This window comes from Streptococcus mitis, assembly GCF_002096925.1.
GTDB classification, from domain to species: Bacteria; Bacillota; Bacilli; order Lactobacillales; family Streptococcaceae; genus Streptococcus; species Streptococcus mitis_AF.
Map to the genome: position 1 here is coordinate 60,007 of NZ_NCVN01000017.1, position 21,014 is coordinate 81,020.

At 42.4% G+C, this 21,014-nt stretch carries 22 protein-coding genes; 6 read left to right on the forward strand and 16 right to left on the reverse strand.

All coding sequences use genetic code 11. The annotated features are described in order from the left end of the window. The first annotated feature begins 233 nt into the window (after positions 1-233). The gene (locus tag B7692_RS04800; RefSeq protein WP_049499742.1) at positions 234-1,865 is read left to right on the forward strand and encodes a Na/Pi cotransporter family protein; all 1,632 of its coding nucleotides are present in this window, start codon (positions 234-236) and stop codon (positions 1,863-1,865) included. Positions 1,866-1,962: 97 nt separating this feature from the next. On the opposite strand, the gene B7692_RS04805 is transcribed toward B7692_RS04800, so the two are convergent. Together B7692_RS04805 and pepA are read right to left on the reverse strand one after the other, a co-directional pair. After that, a complete protein-coding gene (locus B7692_RS04805; RefSeq protein ID WP_084930063.1) occupies positions 1,963-2,259 on the reverse strand; it encodes a bacteriocin immunity family protein in 297 nt (98 codons plus the stop codon). Positions 2,260-2,280: 21 nt separating this feature from the next. Then, complete coding sequence (pepA, locus tag B7692_RS04810) at positions 2,281-3,345, reverse strand: glutamyl aminopeptidase (RefSeq protein ID WP_084930064.1); 1,065 nt, start codon at positions 3,343-3,345, stop codon at positions 2,281-2,283. Between the two features lie 236 nt (positions 3,346-3,581). Between pepA and B7692_RS04815 the strand changes: the two genes are divergently transcribed. The 4 genes from B7692_RS04815 (at position 3,582) to B7692_RS04830 (ending at position 7,297) form a co-directional block, all read left to right on the forward strand. Next, entirely contained in the window at positions 3,582-4,541 is a 960-nt protein-coding gene (locus B7692_RS04815; protein WP_192855474.1) for an ABC transporter permease, read from the forward strand. Further along, complete coding sequence (locus B7692_RS04820; protein ID WP_084930066.1) at positions 4,531-5,487, forward strand: iron chelate uptake ABC transporter family permease subunit; 957 nt, start codon at positions 4,531-4,533, stop codon at positions 5,485-5,487. Before B7692_RS04815 ends, B7692_RS04820 begins: the two co-directional genes overlap by 11 nt. Further along, complete coding sequence (locus B7692_RS04825) at positions 5,484-6,236, forward strand: iron ABC transporter ATP-binding protein (protein ID WP_084930067.1); 753 nt, start codon at positions 5,484-5,486, stop codon at positions 6,234-6,236. Before B7692_RS04820 ends, B7692_RS04825 begins: the two co-directional genes overlap by 4 nt. A 95-nt stretch (positions 6,237-6,331) precedes the next feature. Continuing rightward, positions 6,332-7,297, forward strand: coding sequence for a siderophore ABC transporter substrate-binding protein (locus B7692_RS04830; RefSeq protein ID WP_084930068.1), 966 nt, complete (start codon positions 6,332-6,334; stop codon positions 7,295-7,297). A gap of 107 nt (positions 7,298-7,404) precedes the next feature. On the opposite strand, the gene yidD is transcribed toward B7692_RS04830, so the two are convergent. The 10 genes from yidD to B7692_RS04880 all read right to left on the reverse strand — a co-directional run bounded on the left by yidD (position 7,405) and on the right by B7692_RS04880 (position 13,579). Then, the gene (yidD, locus tag B7692_RS04835; protein ID WP_050230852.1) at positions 7,405-7,647 is read right to left on the reverse strand and encodes a membrane protein insertion efficiency factor YidD; all 243 of its coding nucleotides are present in this window, start codon (positions 7,645-7,647) and stop codon (positions 7,405-7,407) included. After that, the gene (locus tag B7692_RS04840; protein ID WP_001222228.1) at positions 7,647-8,369 is read right to left on the reverse strand and encodes a pseudouridine synthase; all 723 of its coding nucleotides are present in this window, start codon (positions 8,367-8,369) and stop codon (positions 7,647-7,649) included. Before B7692_RS04840 ends, yidD begins: the two co-directional genes overlap by 1 nt. Next, complete coding sequence (gene scpB / locus B7692_RS04845; protein WP_000105303.1) at positions 8,356-8,925, reverse strand: SMC-Scp complex subunit ScpB; 570 nt, start codon at positions 8,923-8,925, stop codon at positions 8,356-8,358. The genes B7692_RS04840 and scpB overlap by 14 nt, the downstream gene beginning before the upstream one ends. Positions 8,926-8,943: 18 nt before the next feature. After that, the gene (locus B7692_RS04850) at positions 8,944-9,672 is read right to left on the reverse strand and encodes a segregation/condensation protein A (RefSeq protein ID WP_084930069.1); all 729 of its coding nucleotides are present in this window, start codon (positions 9,670-9,672) and stop codon (positions 8,944-8,946) included. Beyond that, the gene (gene xerD / locus B7692_RS04855; RefSeq protein WP_338153586.1) at positions 9,672-10,406 is read right to left on the reverse strand and encodes a site-specific tyrosine recombinase XerD; all 735 of its coding nucleotides are present in this window, start codon (positions 10,404-10,406) and stop codon (positions 9,672-9,674) included. The genes B7692_RS04850 and xerD overlap by 1 nt, the downstream gene beginning before the upstream one ends. Next, a complete protein-coding gene (gene cbpB / locus B7692_RS04860) occupies positions 10,403-10,864 on the reverse strand; it encodes a cyclic-di-AMP-binding protein CbpB (RefSeq protein WP_084930071.1) in 462 nt (153 codons plus the stop codon). The genes xerD and cbpB overlap by 4 nt, the downstream gene beginning before the upstream one ends. Further along, on the reverse strand, positions 10,861-11,382 hold the full coding sequence (locus B7692_RS04865) for a metallophosphoesterase (RefSeq protein ID WP_084930072.1): 522 nt from the start codon (positions 11,380-11,382) through the stop codon (positions 10,861-10,863). The genes cbpB and B7692_RS04865 overlap by 4 nt, the downstream gene beginning before the upstream one ends. After that, positions 11,358-12,329: a nucleoside-triphosphate diphosphatase gene (locus tag B7692_RS04870; RefSeq protein ID WP_070481807.1), complete on the reverse strand. Its 972-nt coding sequence runs from the start codon at positions 12,327-12,329 to the stop codon at positions 11,358-11,360. Before B7692_RS04870 ends, B7692_RS04865 begins: the two co-directional genes overlap by 25 nt. Then, on the reverse strand, positions 12,326-13,120 hold the full coding sequence (gene racE / locus B7692_RS04875) for a glutamate racemase (protein WP_000370376.1): 795 nt from the start codon (positions 13,118-13,120) through the stop codon (positions 12,326-12,328). The genes B7692_RS04870 and racE overlap by 4 nt, the downstream gene beginning before the upstream one ends. Before the next feature lie 210 nt (positions 13,121-13,330). Next, positions 13,331-13,579: a YneF family protein gene (locus B7692_RS04880; RefSeq protein WP_000364990.1), complete on the reverse strand. Its 249-nt coding sequence runs from the start codon at positions 13,577-13,579 to the stop codon at positions 13,331-13,333. Positions 13,580-13,906: 327 nt separating this feature from the next. Between B7692_RS04880 and B7692_RS04885 the strand changes: the two genes are divergently transcribed. Further along, the gene (locus B7692_RS04885) at positions 13,907-18,880 is read left to right on the forward strand and encodes an SIALI-17 repeat-containing surface protein (protein WP_084930073.1); all 4,974 of its coding nucleotides are present in this window, start codon (positions 13,907-13,909) and stop codon (positions 18,878-18,880) included. Positions 18,881-19,040: 160 nt separating this feature from the next. Here B7692_RS04885 and B7692_RS04890 read toward each other — a convergent pair whose 3' ends face one another. The 4 genes from B7692_RS04890 to B7692_RS04905 all read right to left on the reverse strand — a co-directional run. Then, complete coding sequence (locus tag B7692_RS04890; RefSeq protein ID WP_084930074.1) at positions 19,041-19,523, reverse strand: DUF5085 family protein; 483 nt, start codon at positions 19,521-19,523, stop codon at positions 19,041-19,043. A gap of 1 nt (position 19,524) precedes the next feature. Beyond that, positions 19,525-19,953 (reverse strand): hypothetical protein, encoded by a 429-nt coding sequence (locus B7692_RS04895; protein ID WP_049493678.1) that lies wholly within the window; start codon positions 19,951-19,953, stop codon positions 19,525-19,527. Then, the gene (locus tag B7692_RS04900) at positions 19,946-20,560 is read right to left on the reverse strand and encodes a hypothetical protein (RefSeq protein ID WP_142360022.1); all 615 of its coding nucleotides are present in this window, start codon (positions 20,558-20,560) and stop codon (positions 19,946-19,948) included. Before B7692_RS04900 ends, B7692_RS04895 begins: the two co-directional genes overlap by 8 nt. 34 nt (positions 20,561-20,594) lie before the next feature. Further along, positions 20,595-21,014, reverse strand: a 420-nt coding sequence (locus B7692_RS04905; RefSeq protein ID WP_142360023.1) for an IS3 family transposase, incomplete at its 5' end; no start/stop codon positions are given.

Consider the following 21,014-nt stretch of genomic DNA (forward strand, 5'->3'; position numbering starts at 1 on the left):
AAAACCCCTTTATTTATTTTATTCGAAACTATTATATCACACTTTGGAAATATAAGGAAAGATTTCACAAGATTTTTCGATATTTAATCTTTGTGACATCCTAGAGTATATTATTTTTGCTTTTTCTAACGAATTTTCTTTCTAAAATCTTAGCTTAACACTTGTTAGATTTACTTTTATCCTTTAAAATAGAATAGGAGAAATTCCGTTATTATTTTTCGGAGGAAAAAGAAATGTCCATTAATTGGCAGGAAATTTTATTTCACTTTTTAGGTGGTCTGGGACTATTCTTATATAGTATCAAGACCATGGGAGACGGTTTGCAACAAGCTGCTGGAGATCGCCTTCGGTTTTACATTGACAAATATACCAGCAATCCGTTCTTCGGTGTGCTAGTTGGTATCGGTATGACGGCGCTAATTCAGTCAAGTTCTGGTGTCACAGTCATTACAGTGGGGCTAGTCAGCGCAGGACTTTTGACCTTGCGTCAAGCTATCGGTATTGTCATGGGTGCCAATATTGGAACTACCGTTACATCCTTTATCATCGGTTTTAAGCTAGGAGATTATGCCTTACCAATGCTTTTCATCGGAGCGATTTGTCTCTTCTTCACCAAGAATCGCTCTATCAATAACATCGGACGTATCATTTTTGGTGTAGGTGGTATCTTCTTCGCTCTCAATCTTATGAGCGGTGCAATGGAACCTCTAAAAGACCTGCAAGTCTTTAGAGACTATATGGTTGAACTAAGCAAGAGTCCTATTCTAGGTGTCTTTGTCGGAACTGGACTAACCCTACTCATTCAAGCTTCTTCCGCAACTATCGGTATCCTACAGAATCTTTACGCAAGTGGTTTGATTGATCTACAAGGTGCCCTACCAGTCTTGTTTGGTGATAATATCGGAACGACCATTACAGCTATTATTGCTTCTCTTGGAGCTAATATCGCTGCCAAACGTGTTGCTGGTGCCCATGTCGCCTTTAACGTGATTGGTACGGTTATCTGTATTGTCTTCCTTGTACCTTTCACTGGCTTGATTCAATGGTTTGAATCTACACTCAATCTGGCTCCAGAAATGACCATTGCCTTCGCCCACGGAACCTTTAATATCACAAATACTATTATCCAATTTCCATTCATCGGAGCCTTGGCCTACTTTGTAACCAAGCTCATCCCTGGTGAAGATGAAGTTGTCAAGTACGAGCCACTTTATCTTGATGAGCATTTGATTAAACAAGCTCCATCAATCGCTCTCGGAAATGCCAAAAAAGAACTCCTTCACTTGGGAAATTATGCTTCTAAAGCCTTTGACCTTTCATACAACTACATCATTGACCTTAATGAAAAGGTAGCTGAAAAAGGCCACAAGACAGAGGAAGCCATCAATACCATTGATGAAAAATTAACTCGTTACCTGATTACTCTTTCAAGTGAAGCTCTTAGCCAGAAAGAAAGTGAAGTGCTCACCAACATCCTGGATTCATCCCGTGATTTGGAACGGATTGGGGACCACGCAGAAGCACTAATCAATCTGACTGACTACCTTCAACGTAAAAATGTCGAGTTCTCTGAAGCTGCTTTACAGGAATTGGCTGATATCTATCAAAAAACCACTGGCTTTATCAAGGATGCCCTTGATAGCGTGGAAAACAATGATATTGAAAAAGCTCAAAGTCTGATTGAACGCCATAAAGAAATCAACAATATGGAACGTGTTCTCAGAAAGACCCACATCAAACGCCTCAACAAGGGCGAGTGTTCAACGCAAGCTGGGGTCAACTTTATCGACATCATTTCCCACTATACTCGTGTATCTGACCATGCTATGAATCTAGCTGAAAAGGTCATCGCTGAACAAATCTAAGAACCAAGAAGCTATCCTAAATAGGATGGCTTTTTTCTTTTCCTAACCAAGAATTGCTTTTCTAACATATAGAAAAATGCTTTGATTCACAATGGAATCAAAGCATTTTAAAGAGCTCCCCATACATAATCGCAGAAGCCGCAGTTCCTCTGTACTTGGATTCTTCTCTTTTGATAAAGCGAGCCAAGTTGAGCAACTCAGGTGCCGGATGTTTGGGATTTAGGAGCAATTCACGATTGACCAGGCCTGAGAGACGAACTGCCAGCAATTGCTCATTTGTAGTAGGCAGTTTTTTAGCAGTCTCTAGGAGAGCAGCAACTAAATCTTCACTCAAATCATGTCGAGCATGATTGTAAAGATCTTTTATAAGGCTTTCTAGGTTTGGTTCTACCATCCCTACCACCTCCCTTATGGTTTAATAATTTTTAATCAAATCAACCGTTGAACGATCCAATTTCTTCACCAAGGCTTGCAAGAAAGCTTGAGCTTCTAGGAAGTCATCCATAGCGTAGAGGGTTTGGTGAGAATGGATATAACGAGCGCAAACACCGATTGTTGTTGATGGGACACCACCATTTTTCAAATGAGCTGCGCCAGCGTCTGTGCCGCCTTTACCACAGTAGTATTGATACTTGATTCCAGCTTCTTCAGCCGTTGTCAAAAGGAAATCCTTCATCCCTGGGAGAAGCAAGTGACCTGGGTCGTAGAAACGAATCAAGGTTCCATCCCCAATCTTGCCTTGACCGCCATAAACATCACCTGCTGGTGAGCAGTCAACTGCTAGGAAGACTTCTGGGTCAAACTTAGTTGTAGATGTATGAGCACCACGAAGACCAACTTCTTCTTGGACGTTAGAGCCCAGATAGAGTTCATTGCCAAGTTTTTGACCTGACAGAGCTTCCGCCAACTCGCTCACCATGAGAACACCGTAGCGGTTGTCCCAAGCTTTTGAGATGATATTTTTTTCATTGGCTGTTAAGATTGCAGAACTATCTGGTACGATGGTGTCGCCAGGACGGATGCCAAAGCTTTCTGCCTCAACCTTGTCCGCAAAACCACCATCAAAGACGATATCTGCAATACCAGGCATGGTTGGTCCGCCCTTACCACGAGTCAAATGTGGCGGAACAGAACCTGAAATCACAGGAATTTCACGACCGTCACGAGTCAAGAGTTTGAAACGTTGGCTGCTAACCACCATAGGATTCCATCCACCGATTTCTACCACACGAAAGGTACCATCTGGCTTGATTTCGCTGACCATAAAACCAACTTCATCCATGTGAGAAGCAACCAAGATGCGCGGTGCATCCGCAACTTCTGAATGTTTGATACCAAAAATACCACCCAAGCCATCTGTCACCACTTCATCCACGTGCGGTGTCAACTTTTCACGAAGATAAGCACGGACAGGTGCTTCATGACCTGAGATCGCAGCAAGTTCTGTTACTTCTTTGATTTTTGAAAATAATGTTGTCATTTCAGTTCCTTCTTTCTTTCATCCATTTTACCACTTTTTATAGGAGAAGGATAGCGGGAAGGTGGATTGGTTTTTACCCAGTTTTCCAATAAAAGAGAGGGGCAGATATTATTTCAGGAATTTTTCTTTCTTTTTACATTAAATTGTCAGAAAATTTATTGACAGATTAAAGAAATCGTGTTACAGTAATATCCGCAGGTATCTTTCGATACCAAATCTACATGAAAGGACGGGGTATGAAACTTTCTCATTATTTAATTGGCTTACTTCTACTCCTAGTCTTTCTCTCTATTAGCATTGGAACCAGTGATTTTTCATGGGGAAAGCTCTTTGCACTGGATCATGAAACTTGGCTTCTCTTTCAAGAGTCCCGTCTTCCAAGAACTATCAGCATTCTCCTGACCGCCTCTAGTATGAGTATGGCAGGACTTCTCATGCAGACTATCACTCAAAATCAGTTTGCTGCTCCGAGTACAGTTGGAACCACTGAAGCCGCCAAACTGGGAATGGTATTGAGCCTCTTTGTCTTTCCGTCGGCTAGTCTGACCCAAAAGATGCTCTTTGCTTTTGTTTCATCCATCGTATTCACCCTCTTCTTCCTAGCCTTTATGACCATTTTTACTGTAAAGGAAAGGTGGATGTTGCCTCTGATTGGGATCATCTATGGCGGGATTATCGGTTCTGTGACAGAAGTTATCGCCTACCGTTTCAATCTGGTTCAGAGTATGACAGCTTGGACCCAGGGCTCCTTCTCCATGATTCAGACTCATCAGTATGAATGGCTTTTCTTAGGGCTCATTATCCTGATAGCCGTTTGGAAATTATCCCAAACTTTCACCATCATGAATCTAGGAAAAGAAACCAGTGAAAGTTTGGGGATTTCTTACTCTCTACTTGAAAAACTGGCCCTCTTTCTGGTGGCGCTAACGACTAGTGTCACCATGATTACCGTGGGTGGCTTGCCATTTCTCGGAGTCATCGTTCCCAATCTTGTCCGCAAGCGCTATGGAGATAATTTGAGTCAAACCAAACTCATAGTCGCACTGGTCGGTGCCAATCTAGTTCTGGCTTGCGATATCCTATCTCGAGTCTTGATCCGACCCTATGAGCTATCTGTCAGTCTCTTGCTAGGAATCATCGGCAGCCTCGTCTTTATCCTACTTCTATGGAGAGGGGGACAAAAAGATGCTGTCTAAAAGCAAACATAGCAAGCTCTTCTGCCTTCTCATTATTCTTGCCGTCGGAGCTTGTCTCCTCTACTTTTGGCCCATCACCCACCTGTCTGCCTTTGCTTGGAAGTTGCGTTCCCAAAAGATCATCGTTTATCTCTTGGTAGCAATCGCGACTGGGATTTCGACCATTAGTTTTCAAACCCTGACGGAAAATCGCTTCCTGACGCCAAGTATTTTGGGAATCGAGTCCTTCTATGTCCTACTACAAACCCTGCTACTAGTTTTTGAAAACAAATTTCTACAGCTTGGAAAGTCTCCTGTCTTAGAATTCCTAGTCTTACTTTTGCTTCAATCCCTCTTCTTTCTCGCCTTACAAGGCTACTTGAAGACGCTGATGAAGCAAGACCTAGTCTTCATTCTGCTGATCTGTCTAGCGCTCGGAAGTCTCTTTCGAAATATCAGTACCTTCCTCCAAGTCCTGATGGATCCAAATGAATACGATAAACTGCAGAACAGTCTCTTTGCCTCCTTTCAGCATCTCAACACTTCCATCCTAGCCATCGGTTCTCTAATCATCCTCGCTTTGACAATCTTTTTCTTTCGAAAAGCAGTCATTCTGGATGTCTTGCACCTGCAAAGAGAAACAGCTCAGATATTGGGACTCGACGTTGAAAAAGAACAGAAAGAACTCCTCTGGGGCATCGTGCTTTTGACCTCAACGGCCACTGCCCTGGTAGGGCCTATGGCCTTCTTCGGCTTTATGCTGGCTAACCTCACCTACCTGATTGTCAAAGACTATCGGCACAAATTACTCTTTATCGTAGCCATTCTGGTTGGATTTATTAGCTTGACCTTGGGGCAGGCCCTGATTGAACGAGTCTTTGCACTGGAAATTCGCATCAGCATGATCATCGAGAGTGTAGGGGGGCTCCTATTCTTTATCTTACTATACAGGAGGGCGCGTCAGTGAAACTGGAAAACATTGACAAATCCATTCAAAAACAGGATATTTTGCAAGGCATTTCGCTTGAAGTCAGTCCTCAGAAACTGACAGCCTTTATTGGTCCCAATGGTGCTGGAAAATCGACTCTCCTATCCATCATGAGCAGACTGACCAAGAAGGATCAGGGAATACTCAGTATCAAAGGCCGTGAAATCGAAAGCTGGAATTCACAAGAACTGGCTCAAGAACTGACTATCCTAAAGCAGAAAATCAATTACCAAGCCAAATTGACTGTTGAAGAACTGGTCAGTTTTGGACGTTTTCCTTACAGCCGAGGTCGACTTAGATCAGAAGATTGGGAAAAAATCCGAGAAACCCTGACCTATCTAGAACTGACCACCTTAAAAGACCGCTACATCGATAGCCTGTCTGGAGGCCAGCTCCAGCGGGTCTTTATCGCTATGGTACTGGCCCAGGATACGGACTTTATCTTGCTGGACGAACCACTCAACAATCTCGATATCAAGCAAAGCGTCAGCATGATGCAGATTCTTCGGCGACTGGTGGAGGAACTCGGCAAGACCATTATCATCGTCCTCCACGATATCAACATGGCCAGTCAGTATGCAGATGAAATTGTCGCCTTCAAGGACGGTCAAGTCTTTAGCAAGGGAACAACCAATCAAATCATGCAGTCTGACCTGCTCAGTCAACTATATGAGATTCCCATCACGCTGGCTGACATCAATGGCAAAAAGATCTGTATCTATAGCTAGCAACTCAGAAACTCGAGTTAGAAGAAATTTTGTCTCTTAGTCAATAAAACCTAGAGACTCCCTACATCGTTATCACATTTTAAAAAGGAGAAATCATGAAAACATCCCTTAAACTTTATTTCACTGCCCTAGTGGCCAGCTTCTTGCTCCTACTTGGTGCATGTAGTACAAACTCAAGTACCAGCCAGTCGGAGACAAGCAGCTCTGCTCCAACAGAGGTAACCATTAAAAGTTCACTAGACGAGGTCAAACTTTCAAAAGCGCCTGAAAAGATTATTACCTTTGACCTCGGTGCTGCGGATACTATTCGCGTTTTAGGTTTTGAAAAGAATATCGTCGGAATGCCTACAAAAACTGTTCCGACTTATCTTAAAGACCTAGCTGGAAAAGTTAAAAATGTTGGTTCTATGGTTGAGCCAGACCTAGAAGCCCTTGCTGCTCTTGAACCAGACCTAATTATCGCTTCACCACGTACCCAAAAATTCGTAGATAAGTTCAACGAAATCGCTCCGACTGTTCTCTTCCAAGCAGGCAAAGATGACTACTGGACTTCTACCAAGGCTAATATCGAATCCCTAGCAAGCGCCTTTGGTGAAACTGGTACACAGAAAGCCAAGGAAGAATTGGCCAAGCTAGACAAGAGCATCCAAGAAGTCGCTACTAAAAATGAAAGCTCTGACAAAAAAGCCCTCGCAATTCTCCTCAATGAAGGAAAAATGGCAGCCTTTGGTGCCCAATCTCGTTTCTCTTTCTTGTACCAAACCTTGAAATTCAAACCAACTGATACTCAATTTGAAGATTCTCGCCACGGACAAGAAGTCAGCTTTGAAAGTGTCAAAGAAATCAATCCTGACATCCTCTTTGTCATCAATCGTACCCTTGCCATCGGTGGTGACAACTCAAGCAACGATGGTGTCCTAGAAAATGCCCTCATTGCTGAAACTCCTGCCGCTAAAAATGGTAAGATTATCCAACTAACACCAGACCTCTGGTATCTAAGTGGAGGCGGACTTGAATCAACAAAACTCATGATTGAAGACGCACAAAAAGCTTTGAAATAAGCAACTTCAAACTCAATCACATCTTTACATGATAAAACGCATCCTATCAAGCTCACTCAAACCTGATAGGATGCGTTTTTATCATTTTAAAATCTGTTTACCTAGCCTCATTCCCCTTCTTGATTCCGTTTAAGGGAAAAATGGTCTGGGACGGGGTCCTTACCTGTTTTCGACCAGGGATGGCAACGTAAAATCCGAGCCAAGCCCATCAAAACACCCTTGAAGCCATGTTTTTCAATAGCCTGAATCATGTAGTTGGAACAAGTCGGCTCAAAGCGACAAGAGGGTGGAAAGGCTGGTGAGATAAACCGTTGGTAAAAGCGCACAGGCGCTATTAAAATTCGTTTCATTATTTCTTGGTTACGGCCATGGTATGTAGTTGGCTGATTTCTTTTTTGTTAAGACGACGGGATTCTCCTGGACGGAGTCCTGTCAAGTCTAGATGTCCAAAACGAGTCCGTGATAACTTGTCCACTTGAAGACCGACAGCTTCAAACATCTTTTTAACCTGGTGGTTACGCCCTTCATGGATAGTCAACTGCACCACAGAGCGGTTTTTGACTGGATCCACTTTGAGAATTTCATAGACAGCCGGCTTGGTTTTCTTACCATCAATCTCAAGTCCACGGGTCAAGGGGCGGAGATTGTCCTTATTGGCCACACCTTTAACACGCGCGACATAAACCTTGTCAATCTCATTACGAGGGTGAATCATCTCATCTGTAAAATCCCCGTCATTGGTCAAAATCAAGACCCCTGATGTATCCCAGTCCAAACGACCTACAGGGTAGATGCGCTCTTTCACGTTGGGCAAGAGGTCGACAACCGTCTTTCGGCCCTTGTCATCTGTCACACTGGAAATGACACCGCGTGGTTTGTTAAGCAGATAATAGACCTTTTCTTCGTTGTAGATAGGCTGGCCTTCAACTTCGACCTTGTCGCCTGACTTGATGGTCGTTGCTAGTTCACGTACCACCTGGCCGTTAACCGTCACCAAACCTTGCTTGATCAGCTCTTCTGCTTTTCTCCTACTGGCCACACCTGCGTGGGCAATATACTTATTGATTCTCATCTTCTTCTATCCTTTCACCAAATAATTGGCTTTCTTGGGCTTGAATCTCAAGCTCATCAATCACTGGTAATTCTTCCAAATGGTTAATTCCCATGTAATCTAGGAAATAATCTGTAGTCACATAGAGGTTGGGGCGCCCCAACACTTCTTTTTTCCCGTCTTCTCGTATCAAGTCAAAGGCCTGCAACTTTGCCAAGGCCCCACTCGAGTTGACCCCACGGATGGCATCAATCTCTATCCGTGTGATGGGCTGTTTGTAAGCAATGATGGACAAGGTCTCAAGGGCAGCCCGAGATAAACTCTGGTTGATAGGTGCCTTAGAGTATTCCTTCAAAATCTCTGCAAATTGAGGCTTGGTCACCAATCTATAAGCGCCCCCTGTCTCAATCAGAGCCAAACTGGAATCTGGATCCTTTTCATACTTCTGGGCTAATTTTTCTAAACTCTGTTGGATGCCTGTCGGTGGCAGAGAGAGGAGTTCAGCTAACTGGCGGACTCTAATCCCATCTTCACCCGCTACAAACAAGAGCGCTTCTATTTTTGCTAAAGTACTCATCTTTCCTCTCTATCAAGTCTAGCTTTGGGCCACTTGACTTTCTTCCTTCTTTTCCATGAGATAAATATCTCCGAAACTTTCCTCTTGCACAAGAATCAGCTCCTGGGTTTTGATTAACTCTAGGGTTGCCAAAAAGAGGGTGATGACCTCTTGGATATTCTGGGCTTCCTTGAACAAATCCTGCAAGCGCAATTGATCTCGTCCGGTCAAGGACTCTTTCACGATAATCATCATGTCCTCAATCTTATACTCATCCCGCAAGATAGTCGTGTGATTCTGTGCAAACTCCTCTTTTTTCTTGGCTAGGATATTTGAAAAAGCCAAAAAGAGATCAATGGTCGTCTTGTCATGCACAAGCTCCGCATCTTCGTAAATCAACTCTGTCGGTGCTTTGGAATAGTACTGGGCCCGATCTTGGTGCTTGGCTTCCAAGTGCTCCCCCAAGAGCTTGAACTTGCGGTATTCTTCAATTTGAGAGAGAAGATCCTGCTCTAGGTCATCCTCCAAGTCAGTCACTTTTGCTACCTTTGGCAAGAGCTTGCGGCTCTTGATCAGCATGAGCTGACTGGCCATAACCATATACTCCCCCGTTACTTCCAGACGCATAGCCTGCAGGGTTGAGACATAGGCTAGATACTGTTCGATGACTTCCGTAATGGGCACATCGTAGATATCCATCTGATACTTAGAAACCAGATGCAAGAGTAAGTCCAGGGGCCCTTCAAAATCTTTTAATTTAATATCCATTATCTATATTTTTCTATGGTCAGGACTGTTTTTAATCCTAATTTTTTTGCAATTTCGTACAAATCGACCTTGTTTTCAATTTGTCGTAGAATGAACTGTTCCCGCAAGGCTTGGGCTGATAAGGCTGGAAAACCTTTCTCCTTGACAAAGGACTCTAGCTGACGGAAGGCCCACTGACGAGAATAGGCTTTCCCTGCCCTTTCAAAGAGATAGGTCTGCCCCATCAAGGGTTCCAATTCTGAAAGCAAGGTCGTGGGAATGGTGACAATCCTCTGTTGGGAAGCCTTCTGGATTCGCAACACCTGAAAATCCAGATTGATATCCTCAACCTTGAGAGCTAAAATCTCACTCGGCAAGAGCCCCATTTCTAGGATTAAGAGTGCTAGCAAGCGACCCTCTGGATAGTCACTTTCCTGCCAAAAAGAGTCTAGGTCTAACAGTTCTGGCTTTTCGGTCTTCTTTTCAGCTTGTTTAGCTAATTCCAAGCGGTAAAAGCTATCCACTTCTCCTTTTTGATAGAGAAAGTAGAGAAATTGGTTACAGGCCGAAATCTTTCGCTTCTGGGCGCTGATTTTTAGATTGGCTAGCTGGGCTTGGTAAATTTTGAGACTGGTCTCAGAAATCCGCTCGCCTACAATGTCTAAAAATTGCTCTAGATCATACTTATAAGACTGCTTGGAATTTGCAGACAGACCCTGCTTTTCCTCTAAAAAGGCTGAAATCCTGTCTCTCATTTGCATCGAATCTCATATTCCTTACTAAAGTCATGCAAGAGGGCATTGACTGCCTTGAGGATAGACTTGCGAGTAATAATCCCTTGGAAAATACCAGACGCATCCACAACCGGCAAGAAGGACTCATCTACCAGCTTGTGCAAGACCTCCGTGATGGTGAAATCAGGCGAGACGACCGCTACGTCCGTTCTCGTCATATGAACGATATCCGTATCTGCCATGATTTCTTGACTCAAGTCATGCTCCATCTGATAAGCCATAATATCTCTGAGCCCAATAGTTCCAACAAAGTGTTTTTCATCTGTCACAACAGGAACACGGGTATAGGTCATCTGACTAAGCAAGAGGATCGCGTGATCTGCATTGTGGGTATCAATCAACACGGCCAGATTTTCAGCAGGGGTCAAAAAAGTTTCCTCTTGCCCCAACAAGAAAGTCTCAAACTCCTTGGCAATCATCGGCTAAACTCCTTGGACAAGCCCGGATACACCTCATGGTCTCGTGTCAAAAAGTCCACTTTGAAATAACTGTCATCAATCTCCACACGAGCATAGAGACATTCTCTGACGGTCCCACGTGGTTGACTGATGGAACCTGGATTTAGAAAGAGAGTCTTGCCTTCCATCCAAGCACTTGGCACATGCAAGTGACCATAGAGACAGATATCGGCCTCTTCTTCCTGAGCCCAGTAGTCCAACTTTTGAAAATTGAAATTAATGTCAAACAAATGTCCATGAGTTTGGATAATCTTGGTCGAACCAAGCTCAGTCACCAAACATTCTGGGTAGCCGGCGTAAAAGTCCATGTTCCCTTTAACAACGCGGATGCCCTCCCAAAGTGGAGAATCAGGACGCAGTTCAGAATCGCCGTTATGAAAAACGGCATCAACTTTGCCTACATAGCGATCACGGATTTCTTCCACAATCAAGCTATCGCCATGGGAATCACTCATTACAATGATGGTTTGCTTTGCCATGATGGAAATACCTCCAAAAGTTTCTTAACGGCTAAGGCACGGTGAGATTGACTATTTTTTTCTTCAAGGGTTAATTCAGCTGAGGACTTGCCTGTCTCTCCTACAAGGAAGAGAGGATCGTAACCAAATCCATTTTCACCCTTTGGTTCAAAGTTAATGTAGCCAGGCCAGTCTGCTTCAACAACCAAACTTTCCTTGTTGGGACTGGCTACGACTAGGGTTGTATGGAATTGAGCCGAACGGTCCTTGAGTTCAAAGACCATGGCCAATTCGTGCAAGAGTTTGGCATTGTTTTCACGATCAGTAGCTCCCACTCCTGCGAAACGAGCTGACCAGACACCTGGCAAGCCACCAAGGACATCAACTTTAAGTCCAGAATCATCTGCCAGAACCATCTTGCCTGTTAATTGAGAAATAGTTTCTGCCTTGAGACGGGCATTTTCTTCGAAGGTCATGCCTGTTTCAGCTACTTCAGGCAGGTCAGGATAGTCATTAAGATTTTCCACATCGTAGCCTAACTTATCAAAGATAGCTCGGAATTCCTTGGTCTTGCCTTCGTTTCGAGTCGCAATCAATAAGGTTTCTCTGACCTTGCTTGTCTCAAAGAAATCATGAACATCGACCCCTTCTTTGGGCAATTCCACATACAAGAGTTGCCCATTTTCAACCAAGAGCAGAGCCCCTTGACGTTGGATGACTTCCACATTTCGTCCCATTTCTTGGTTGAGGATATCTACCACAAAAGACAATAAACGGTAGAGAGAACCATAGCGTAAAACAGTAACAGAAACAGGAAAACCTCGATCCTCATCTCGAAATCTTTGGGCAAACTCCAATAGAGGAAAATCCAAGTCATCATCCGTCAACGTCCGGACGCCACCAAAAATACCATAGGACCCGACATACCAGTCCTGGTCATCCTTGTATTCATAAATTTTATTTGTCATAATTCTACATGCTCCACATGAATCTCTTTTTCAAGCCATTCTTCACCAATTTGTGCAAAACTTTGGCTGCTGGCTGTTGTGTAAAAACGGTGATGGAGTGGTCCGGCATCGCGACCACGATTGATTTCAAAATAATTAAGTAAGACTGAGATATCCCGTACGCACTCTGCCCCACTATCAATGAGCTGAACCTTGGGTCCCATGACATTTTGAATAATGGGTCTGAGCAGTGGATAATGGGTACAACCCAAAATCAGGCTATCCACCTTTCCCACCAAGGGACGCAGGGTTTCATAGACCACTTTCTTGGTGACACTGGTTGACAGGGCACCAGACTCCACCAAGGGAGCAAACTTGGGACAGGCCAAACTCTCCACCTGTAAGTCCGGATCCAAATCATGGATTTTCTGACGGTAGATGTCTGATTGTACCGTCATGGGTGTTCCAATCACTCCGATTTTCCCACCTTGGCTGGACTTGATAGCTGCCGAAGCTCCTGGCAAAATCACACCTAGGACAGGAATATCTAGTTGAGCCTTAATTTCTTCCCAGACGACGGCAGTCGCAGTATTACAAGCAATGACAATCATTTTGACATCCTTGGTCAAAAGAAAGTTGACCAACTGCCAAGTATATTCACGAATTTGCTCAGCAGGACGGGGACCATAGGGCGCCCGTGCCGAATCTCCAATATAGACGATTTCTTCATGGGGAAGCTGGCGCATGAGCTCGCGCACAACGGTCAAGCCCCCGACACCCGAATCCAAAAAACCAATTGGTCGATTATCCATACAGTCTTCTTTCTAGTCTTTTTCTAGTCTTTTTTCTGATTGATAGTTCATCATGATTATTTATCCTTATGAACTGAATGACAGCCTAATCAACAACTATCTCTCTTAATCATAATCAAATATCAATAGAATGCAAGGAAAAAGTCTCATCCCTAAACCATAGCCAACATAGTGAGAAGTCTGGAACTTTCATCCCAGACTTTTCCTTATTTATTTTTTCTTTTTATTGTTAGCAAGGGCTGCCTTTTGTTGGCGGATGATTTGGTGGTAAACTTGTTGTACCTTAGCTTCGCTTGGTTTTTGACCATTTGCACTCAAAAGAGTACGAACTGCTTCAGCATTCAAACGTGGGTTGTCAGCGAATTCTTTTTCGATTTGCTTACGAACCAAGTACATTCCTCCAAGAGCTCCTCCTAGAAAAGCTAGCACAATCAATACAATTGCTAATAGTAAATCCATCATATTTCTCCTGTTTCTTTTTGAGTCTCTTTCATTATACCATAAACTAGCCACCCTGACTAGTTTGTTTTACGCTTTCAGGGATGGGTAGGCTGTAATAAAGTTGGCTTATTGTTCTAGTCAAAACTAGAAAGAATATAAAAAATACACTCTCTTACCATTCGTTCCCTCCACTTTTTTAATACAAAACAATATCAAATATATATCCTTCTCAAATCCCCTTGACAATACTTCATTAGCTGGTAAAATTAGATTAACAATACAATATAGAAACAAAAGTTCGTCTCATAAAAATGAAAGCGCTTTTAATTAATGAAGGAGGTTTCTATGGAAAAAATTTGGAGGGAGAAATCCTGTCGCTACAGTATTCGAAAGCTAACAGTCGGCACAGCCTCTGTTTTGCTTGGAGCAGTTTTTCTAGCTAGTCATACCGTCTCTGCTGATACTACTGAAGTAAAGCAAAAAGAGGCTACACTGGAGAAAACTACAGCTAAGACAGATAGCGTTACGAAAACAACTGAATCAACCGAGCACACACAGCCAAGCGAAGCAATTGACCATTCAAAACCAGTTCTAGCTGATAATAGTGTTTCTGAAACCAAACCCACTGAAGCTAATGTTGCCTCTGCTACAACTAATCAAGCCAGTACTGAGGCTATTGTCAAACCTAACGAAAATAAGGAAACCGAAAAACAAGAACTACCTGTGACAGAACAAAGCAACTATCAGCTAAACTATGATCGACCAACAGCTCCTTCCTATGATGGCTGGGAAAAACAAGCACTCCCAGTTGGGAATGGTGAAATGGGTGCTAAGGTTTTTGGTCTCATCGGCGAGGAGAGAATCCAATACAACGAAAAAACTCTTTGGTCAGGTGGACCGCGTCCCGACAGTACCGACTATAATGGAGGAAACTATCAGGAACGGTATAAAATTTTAGCAGAAATTCGTAAGGCTCTTGAAGACGGAGATCGCCAAAAAGCCAAACGATTAGCTGAACAAAATCTAGTTGGACCAAACAATGCCCAGTATGGACGTTATCTAGCCTTTGGTGATATCTTCATGGTCTTCAATAACCAGAAAAAGGGGCTGGATACAGTTACAGACTATCACCGTGGTTTGGATATCACAGAAGCCACTACTACAACTTCTTACACCCAAGATGGAACGACCTTTAAAAGAGAAACCTTCTCAAGTTACCCTGATGATGTCACCGTGACCCACTTGACCCAAAAAGGGGACAAAAAACTTGATTTTACAGTTTGGAATAGCTTAACAGAAGATTTACTTGCTAACGGAGACTACTCAGCGGAGTATTCTAACTACAAGAGTGGCCATGTTACGACAGACCCAAATGGTATCCTACTAAAAGGTACAGTCAAAGATAATGGCCTCCAGTTCGCATCCTATCTAGGAATTAAAACGGACGGAAAAGTTACTGTTCATGAGGATAGTTTAACGGTCACAGGGGCCAGCTACGCTACGCTTTTACTCAGTGCCAAGACTAACTTTGCTCAAAATCCTAAAACCAACTATCGAAAAGACATTGACCTCGAAAAAACAGTTAAAGGGATTGTAGAAGCTGCTCAGGGCAAAGACTACGAGACACTTAAAAGGAACCATATCAAAGACTATCAAAGCCTCTTTAACCGCGTTAAACTAAACCTAGGTGGAAGCAATATTGCTCAAACAACAAAAGAGGCCCTTCAAACCTATAACCCAACAAAAGGGCAAAAACTGGAAGAACTCTTCTTCCAATACGGACGTTATTTATTGATTAGTTCATCTCGTGATCGGACAGATGCCCTTCCTGCCAACCTACAAGGAGTCTGGAATGCCGTAGACAATCCACCTTGGAACGCTGACTACCACCTCAATGTCAATTTGCAAATGAACTATTGGCCTGCCTACATGAGCAATCTAGCTGAAACCGCCAAGCCAATGATCAATTACATTGACGATATGCGCTATTATGGTCGTATCGCCGCTAAGGAATACGCTGGCATCGAATCAAAAGACGGACAAGAAAATGGTTGGCTAGTCCACACTCAAGCAACACCATTTGGCTGGACTACTTCTGGTTGGAATTACTACTGGGGCTGGTCTCCGGCTGCTAATGCTTGGATGATGCAGAACGTCTATGACTATTATAAATTCACCAAGGATGAAACCTATCTCAAAGAAAAGATTTATCCAATGCTTAAGGAAACAGCTAAATTCTGGAACTCCTTCTTGCACTATGACAAGGCCAGTGACCGTTGGGTGTCTTCTCCATCCTACTCACCAGAACACGGGACCATCACCATAGGAAATACCTTTGACCAATCGCTAGTCTGGCAGCTATTCCACGACTACATGGAAGTCGCCAACCATCTGAATGTCGACAAAGACTTAGTCACAGAGGTCAAGGCTAAATTTGACAAACTAAAACCACTTCACATCAACAAAGAGGGACGCATCAAGGAATGGTACGAGGAGGACAGTACGCAATTCACAAATGAAGGGATTGAAAATCACCACCGTCACGTTTCCCATCTGGTAGGTCTCTTCCCAGGTACGCTCTTTAGCAAGGACCAGGCTGAATACTTAGAGGCTGCACGTGCTACCCTCAATCACCGCGGAGATGGTGGTACTGGTTGGTCTAAAGCCAATAAAATCAACCTCTGGGCTCGTCTCTTAGACGGTAACCGTGCCCATCGCCTGCTTGCTGAACAGCTCAAATATTCAACCCTAGAAAACCTTTGGGATACGCACGCACCTTTCCAAATCGATGGAAACTTTGGAGCAACCAGTGGAATTGCAGAAATGCTTCTTCAATCACACACTGGCTACATTGCACCATTGCCAGCCCTTCCAGATGCTTGGAAAGACGGTCAGGTTTCTGGTCTGGTTGCCCGTGGTAACTTTGAAGTTAGCATGAAGTGGAAAGATAAAAACCTGCAAAGCTTGTCCTTCCTTTCAAATGTCGGTGGAGACCTAGTTGTAGATTATCCAAATATCGAAGCCAGTCAGGTTAAGGTTAATGGCAAATCTGTCAAAGCAACTGTTCTTAAAGATGGCCGCATTCAACTGGCAACACAAAAAGGTGATGTCATTACCTTTGAACATTTCCCTGGTCGTGTAACCAGTCTGACAGCAGTTAGACAAAATGGCGTCACTGCCGAACTTACCTTCAACCAAGTAGAAGGCGCTACCCACTATGTTATCCAAAGACAAGCGAAAGACGAATCTGGCCAAACCTCTGCAACTAGAGAATTTGTAACCAATCAAACCCATTTTATCGACCGCTCACTCGATCCTCAACTCGCCTACACTTATACTGTTAAGGCTATGCTGGGTAATGTTTCTACACAGGTATCCGAAAAGGCCAATGTCGAAACCTATAACCAATTGATGGATGACCGTGATAGCCGAATCCAATACGGTTCTGCATTTGGAAACTGGGCAGACTCAGAATTATTTGGAGGAACAGAGAAGTTTGCTGACCTTTCACTAGGTAACTATACAGATAAAGATGCGACAGCAACCATTCCTTTCAATGGTGTTGGCATTGAAATCTATGGTCTCAAATCATCTCAATTGGGAATCGCTGAAGTAAAAATCGATGGTAAATCAGTCGGTGAACTGGACTTTTATACTGCAGGTGCAACTGAAAAAGGGAGCCTTATCGGTCGCTTCACAGGATTGTCAGATGGTGCTCATGTGATGACCATCACTGTAAAACAAGAGCATAAACACCGTGGCAGTGAACGTTCCAAAATTTCCTTAGACTACTTTAAAGTTTTACCTGGACAGGGAACAACTATTGAAAAAATGGATGACCGCGACTCTCGCATTCAATACGGATCTCAATTCAAAGATTGGAGCGATACTGAATTATATAAGAGCACAGAAAAATATGCGGACATCAATAACAGTGACCCGAGTACTGCTTCAGAAGCTCAGGCAACCATTCCATTTACTGGAACAGGTATTCGAATTTACGGACTTAAAACATCCGCTCTCGGAAAAGCTCTCGTGACACTAGATGGCAAAGAAATGCCAAGTCTAGACTTCTACACAGCTGGAGCTACCCAAAAGGCAACCTTAATTGGAGAATTTACTAATCTGACCGATGGTAATCATATTTTGACATTGAAAGTTGATCCAAATTCACCAGCAGGTCGCAAGAAAATTTCTCTAGATTCATTTGATGTGATTAAAGCTCCAGCTGTAAGCTTGGATAGTCCAAGTATCGCACCACTTAAGGAAAATGACAAAGAAATTTCCTTAACCCTTCCAGCTGGAGACTGGGAAGCAATCGCTGTGACCTTCCCTGGTATCAAAGATCCACTCGTTTTACGCAGGATAGACGATAATCATCTAGTTACGACTGGGGATCAGACTGTCTTATCAATCCAAGATAATCAGGTACAAATCCCTATCCCTGACGAAACCAATCGAAAAATTGGAAATGCGATAGAAGCTTATTCTATCCAGGGAAATACAACAAGCAGTCCTGTAGTAGCTGTCTTTACCAAAAAGGATGAGAAGAAGGTTGAGAATCAGCAGCCAACTACAAGCAAGGGAGATGACCCTGCTCCTATTGTAGAAATTCCTGAATACACTAAGCCTATCAGTACAGCAGGACAGGAACAACCACCTGTAGTAAATAATCCGGAGTATACTAAACCTATAGGTACAGCAGGACAAGGGCAAGCGCCTACGGTTTCTGTTTCTGAATATAAACTTCGTGTCTTAAAAGATGAAAGGACTGGAGTTGAAATTATTGGAGGGGTGACTGACTTAGAGGGAATTTCTCACATTTCTAGCAGACGTGTATTAGCTCAAGAACTATTTGGTAAGACCTATGATGCTTACGATCTTCACCTTAAAAATCCAACAGATCAGAATTTGCAACCAAAAGGAGCTGTCTTGGTCCGCTTGCCTATTTCCTCTGCTGTCGAAAATGTCTACTACCTAACTCCATCAAAAGAGTTACAGGCACTCGATTTTACTATTCGCGAGGGAATGGTAGAATTTACGACTAGTCATTTCAGCACCTATGCAGTCGTTTATCAAGCTAATGGAGCATCAACTACTGCAGAGCAAAAACCAAGTGAAACAGATATCAAACCATTAGCCAATAGCTCTGAGCAAGTTTCATCTAGTCCAGACCTTGTTCAATCGGCAAATCATTCTCCTAAAGAACAACTTCCAGCTACTGGTGAAACATCCAATCCACTACTATTCTTATCAGGATTGAGTCTAGTCTTAACAGCAACTTTTCTACTTAAAAGTAAAAAGGATGAATCTAACTAACGTTTAACCACACAAAAATCAGGATGAAGATAAGCTTCATCCTGGTTTTTGATTAAAATCAAACATGTTTATCTTAGATGCTAAAAAGGAAACATCAGAACATCGGATTCATCTGCTTAATTCTGCCTATTCTTATCCGAATGCGTTAGCTCTCCGTATATTATCCTTGATCCCTTTTATCTCTAATCCCTACCATGATATCTGTATATAAAACATCATTTATCTTGCTTGAAATATAAAACACGGGTGTAGATTCTTCTAAGTCGTTATCAAGCAATAATTTGGTTAGCAGGTATATCCCCTTATCAAAGTCAACATCTTCCTCTCCAGTAACTCTTACTCCTGCCATTCGAGGAACCAAAAAATAACTGTTATAGGCTGTCCCTTCCATTATCTCTTCTTTTCCTAGATAATCCTCATGAACGGGAAGATAGACTGTGATGTTATATGTTCCATCTTCCAATTCTCCGATATGGGGGCATGAGTAAAATGGATTGCTCTTGGGTGTGTAACCTGCAGCTACTGCTGTTTGAACCATATCTTGAAAGGCTACTGCAATCTCATCACCGACAATATTATAGTTCACACTCAAGACATTACTCATCATTAAGGATTGATTCATACCATATGTAATTTCTGCCATTTTACTTCTCCACTGGGATAATCAAATCTACAAACAAATCATCATAAACAGGTATCAAGACTAGGTATAACTTATCTTGCAACTCCCAACCATGATCACGAATATAAGCTTTCATCTCCTCAATTGTTTCATCCAAGCTACCATCAAATAGAACCCGCTTGCTAATTCCTTCTATATCTAGAGATGCCTGATAATCCAGTTGACTTGTTGGCTCTACTTCAAATATAACTGGAATATAGACTCCCACATCTTGCTTTTCTTCGTTAAATTGAGTTGGAGTCATCTCAAAAATGGTAGGGCCATCTTTATAAATACCATCAGTATAGGGAAGGAGTTCTGTATGAACAAATAACTCCAATAGTTCGTCCGCTTGAATCTGGACCTGGTCTGTCATCAAATGGCTCATATGTAGTTGTATTTCTTTAATCATCTTTAGTTACCTTTCTACTAAATCTATCTCTGTCAAATTCTCTGTTTGAAATCATATCTGGGTTTACTTTTATATGCTTGATTGAAGTCTCTTCCTCAACATCATGACGGTGTTGGTAGGCATAGATAATATAAAACCATATTCTGTATAAAGCAGGTCCAAAAATCATGAATAATAAAGAAGCTCCCCATCCCCAAAAATATTCATATCCAATTATCGCTAAAAAAACACAAATAAAAGATAAAATCATAGGAGGGCCAAATACAAAATTATAGAAATTTTTGGTGGCCTTTTCTGATAAAATTTCTTCAGAGTCTAAGTCAACCATCCAACTCATAACAATATTCATAATAATGGAAAAGATTAGAGGAAGGAAAATTTTTAAACCAAGAAAACTATGGTCGCCACTCATAGCGCTAGTGCCAATAATGGCATAAATATGACCAGTCAGATACATGAGATAGGTTCCAAAACTAGTTAAAATTCCTCGTCTAACATCCAGTAAAAATACCAGATTTAAAACCCAAACAACAATTCCTGTAATAATCAAGCCTTGATACAAAGAGGGATTTTTGAGTACCTCTAACCCTCCTGCAAAAAACGCCAAAAATGTACTGACCCCAAAAAGTTAGACAATTAATTTAAGCAAAGGATTTAGTTCTGTATTGTACAGGGCTAAGTCCTTTTAGTTTTACCTTAATTCGTTTGTTGTTGTAGTAATCAATATAGTCTACAATAGCTTGTTCCAAGTGTTCAAGTGACTGAAACGTATTCTCATAACCATAAAACATTTCAGACTTAAGAATGCCAAAGAAAGATTCCATCATACCGTTATCTGGGCTATTTCCCTTACGTGACATAGATGGTTGAATTCCCTTATTCTTTAAAAAATGATGATAGAAATCGTGTTGGTATTGCCATCCTTGGTCACTATGGAGAATTGTATTTTCGTAACGGTTCTCTGTAAAGGCTTGTTCCAACATTGTTTTTACTTGTTCTAAATTAGGAGAACAAGAAAGATTAAAAGCAATAATTTCGCTATTAAAGCCATCTAAAACAGG

Coding starts and splice junctions, on each gene's coding strand:
- B7692_RS04850 (WP_084930069.1), bottom strand. CDS start 9,672: ATGGATATTAAATTAAAAGATTTTGAAGGGCCCCTGGACTTACTCTTG.
- scpB (WP_000105303.1), bottom strand. CDS start 8,925: ATGAGTACTTTAGCAAAAATAGAAGCGCTCTTGTTTGTAGCGGGTGAA.
- cbpB (WP_084930071.1), bottom strand. CDS start 10,864: ATGATTGCCAAGGAGTTTGAGACTTTCTTGTTGGGGCAAGAGGAAACT.
- racE (WP_000370376.1), bottom strand. CDS start 13,120: ATGGATAATCGACCAATTGGTTTTTTGGATTCGGGTGTCGGGGGCTTG.
- B7692_RS04800 (WP_049499742.1), top strand. CDS start 234: ATGTCCATTAATTGGCAGGAAATTTTATTTCACTTTTTAGGTGGTCTG.
- xerD (WP_338153586.1), bottom strand. CDS start 10,406: ATGAGAGACAGGATTTCAGCCTTTTTAGAGGAAAAGCAGGGTCTGTCT.
- B7692_RS04865 (WP_084930072.1), bottom strand. CDS start 11,382: ATGGCAAAGCAAACCATCATTGTAATGAGTGATTCCCATGGCGATAGC.
- B7692_RS04890 (WP_084930074.1), bottom strand. CDS start 19,523: ATGGCAGAAATTACATATGGTATGAATCAATCCTTAATGATGAGTAAT.
- B7692_RS04840 (WP_001222228.1), bottom strand. CDS start 8,369: ATGAGAATCAATAAGTATATTGCCCACGCAGGTGTGGCCAGTAGGAGA.
- B7692_RS04830 (WP_084930068.1), top strand. CDS start 6,332: ATGAAAACATCCCTTAAACTTTATTTCACTGCCCTAGTGGCCAGCTTC.
- B7692_RS04805 (WP_084930063.1), bottom strand. CDS start 2,259: ATGGTAGAACCAAACCTAGAAAGCCTTATAAAAGATCTTTACAATCAT.
- pepA (WP_084930064.1), bottom strand. CDS start 3,345: ATGACAACATTATTTTCAAAAATCAAAGAAGTAACAGAACTTGCTGCG.
- B7692_RS04870 (WP_070481807.1), bottom strand. CDS start 12,329: ATGACAAATAAAATTTATGAATACAAGGATGACCAGGACTGGTATGTC.
- yidD (WP_050230852.1), bottom strand. CDS start 7,647: ATGAAACGAATTTTAATAGCGCCTGTGCGCTTTTACCAACGGTTTATC.
- B7692_RS04815 (WP_192855474.1), top strand. CDS start 3,582: ATGAAACTTTCTCATTATTTAATTGGCTTACTTCTACTCCTAGTCTTT.
- B7692_RS04895 (WP_049493678.1), bottom strand. CDS start 19,953: ATGATTAAAGAAATACAACTACATATGAGCCATTTGATGACAGACCAG.
- B7692_RS04885 (WP_084930073.1), top strand. CDS start 13,907: ATGGAAAAAATTTGGAGGGAGAAATCCTGTCGCTACAGTATTCGAAAG.
- B7692_RS04880 (WP_000364990.1), bottom strand. CDS start 13,579: ATGGATTTACTATTAGCAATTGTATTGATTGTGCTAGCTTTTCTAGGA.
- B7692_RS04820 (WP_084930066.1), top strand. CDS start 4,531: ATGCTGTCTAAAAGCAAACATAGCAAGCTCTTCTGCCTTCTCATTATT.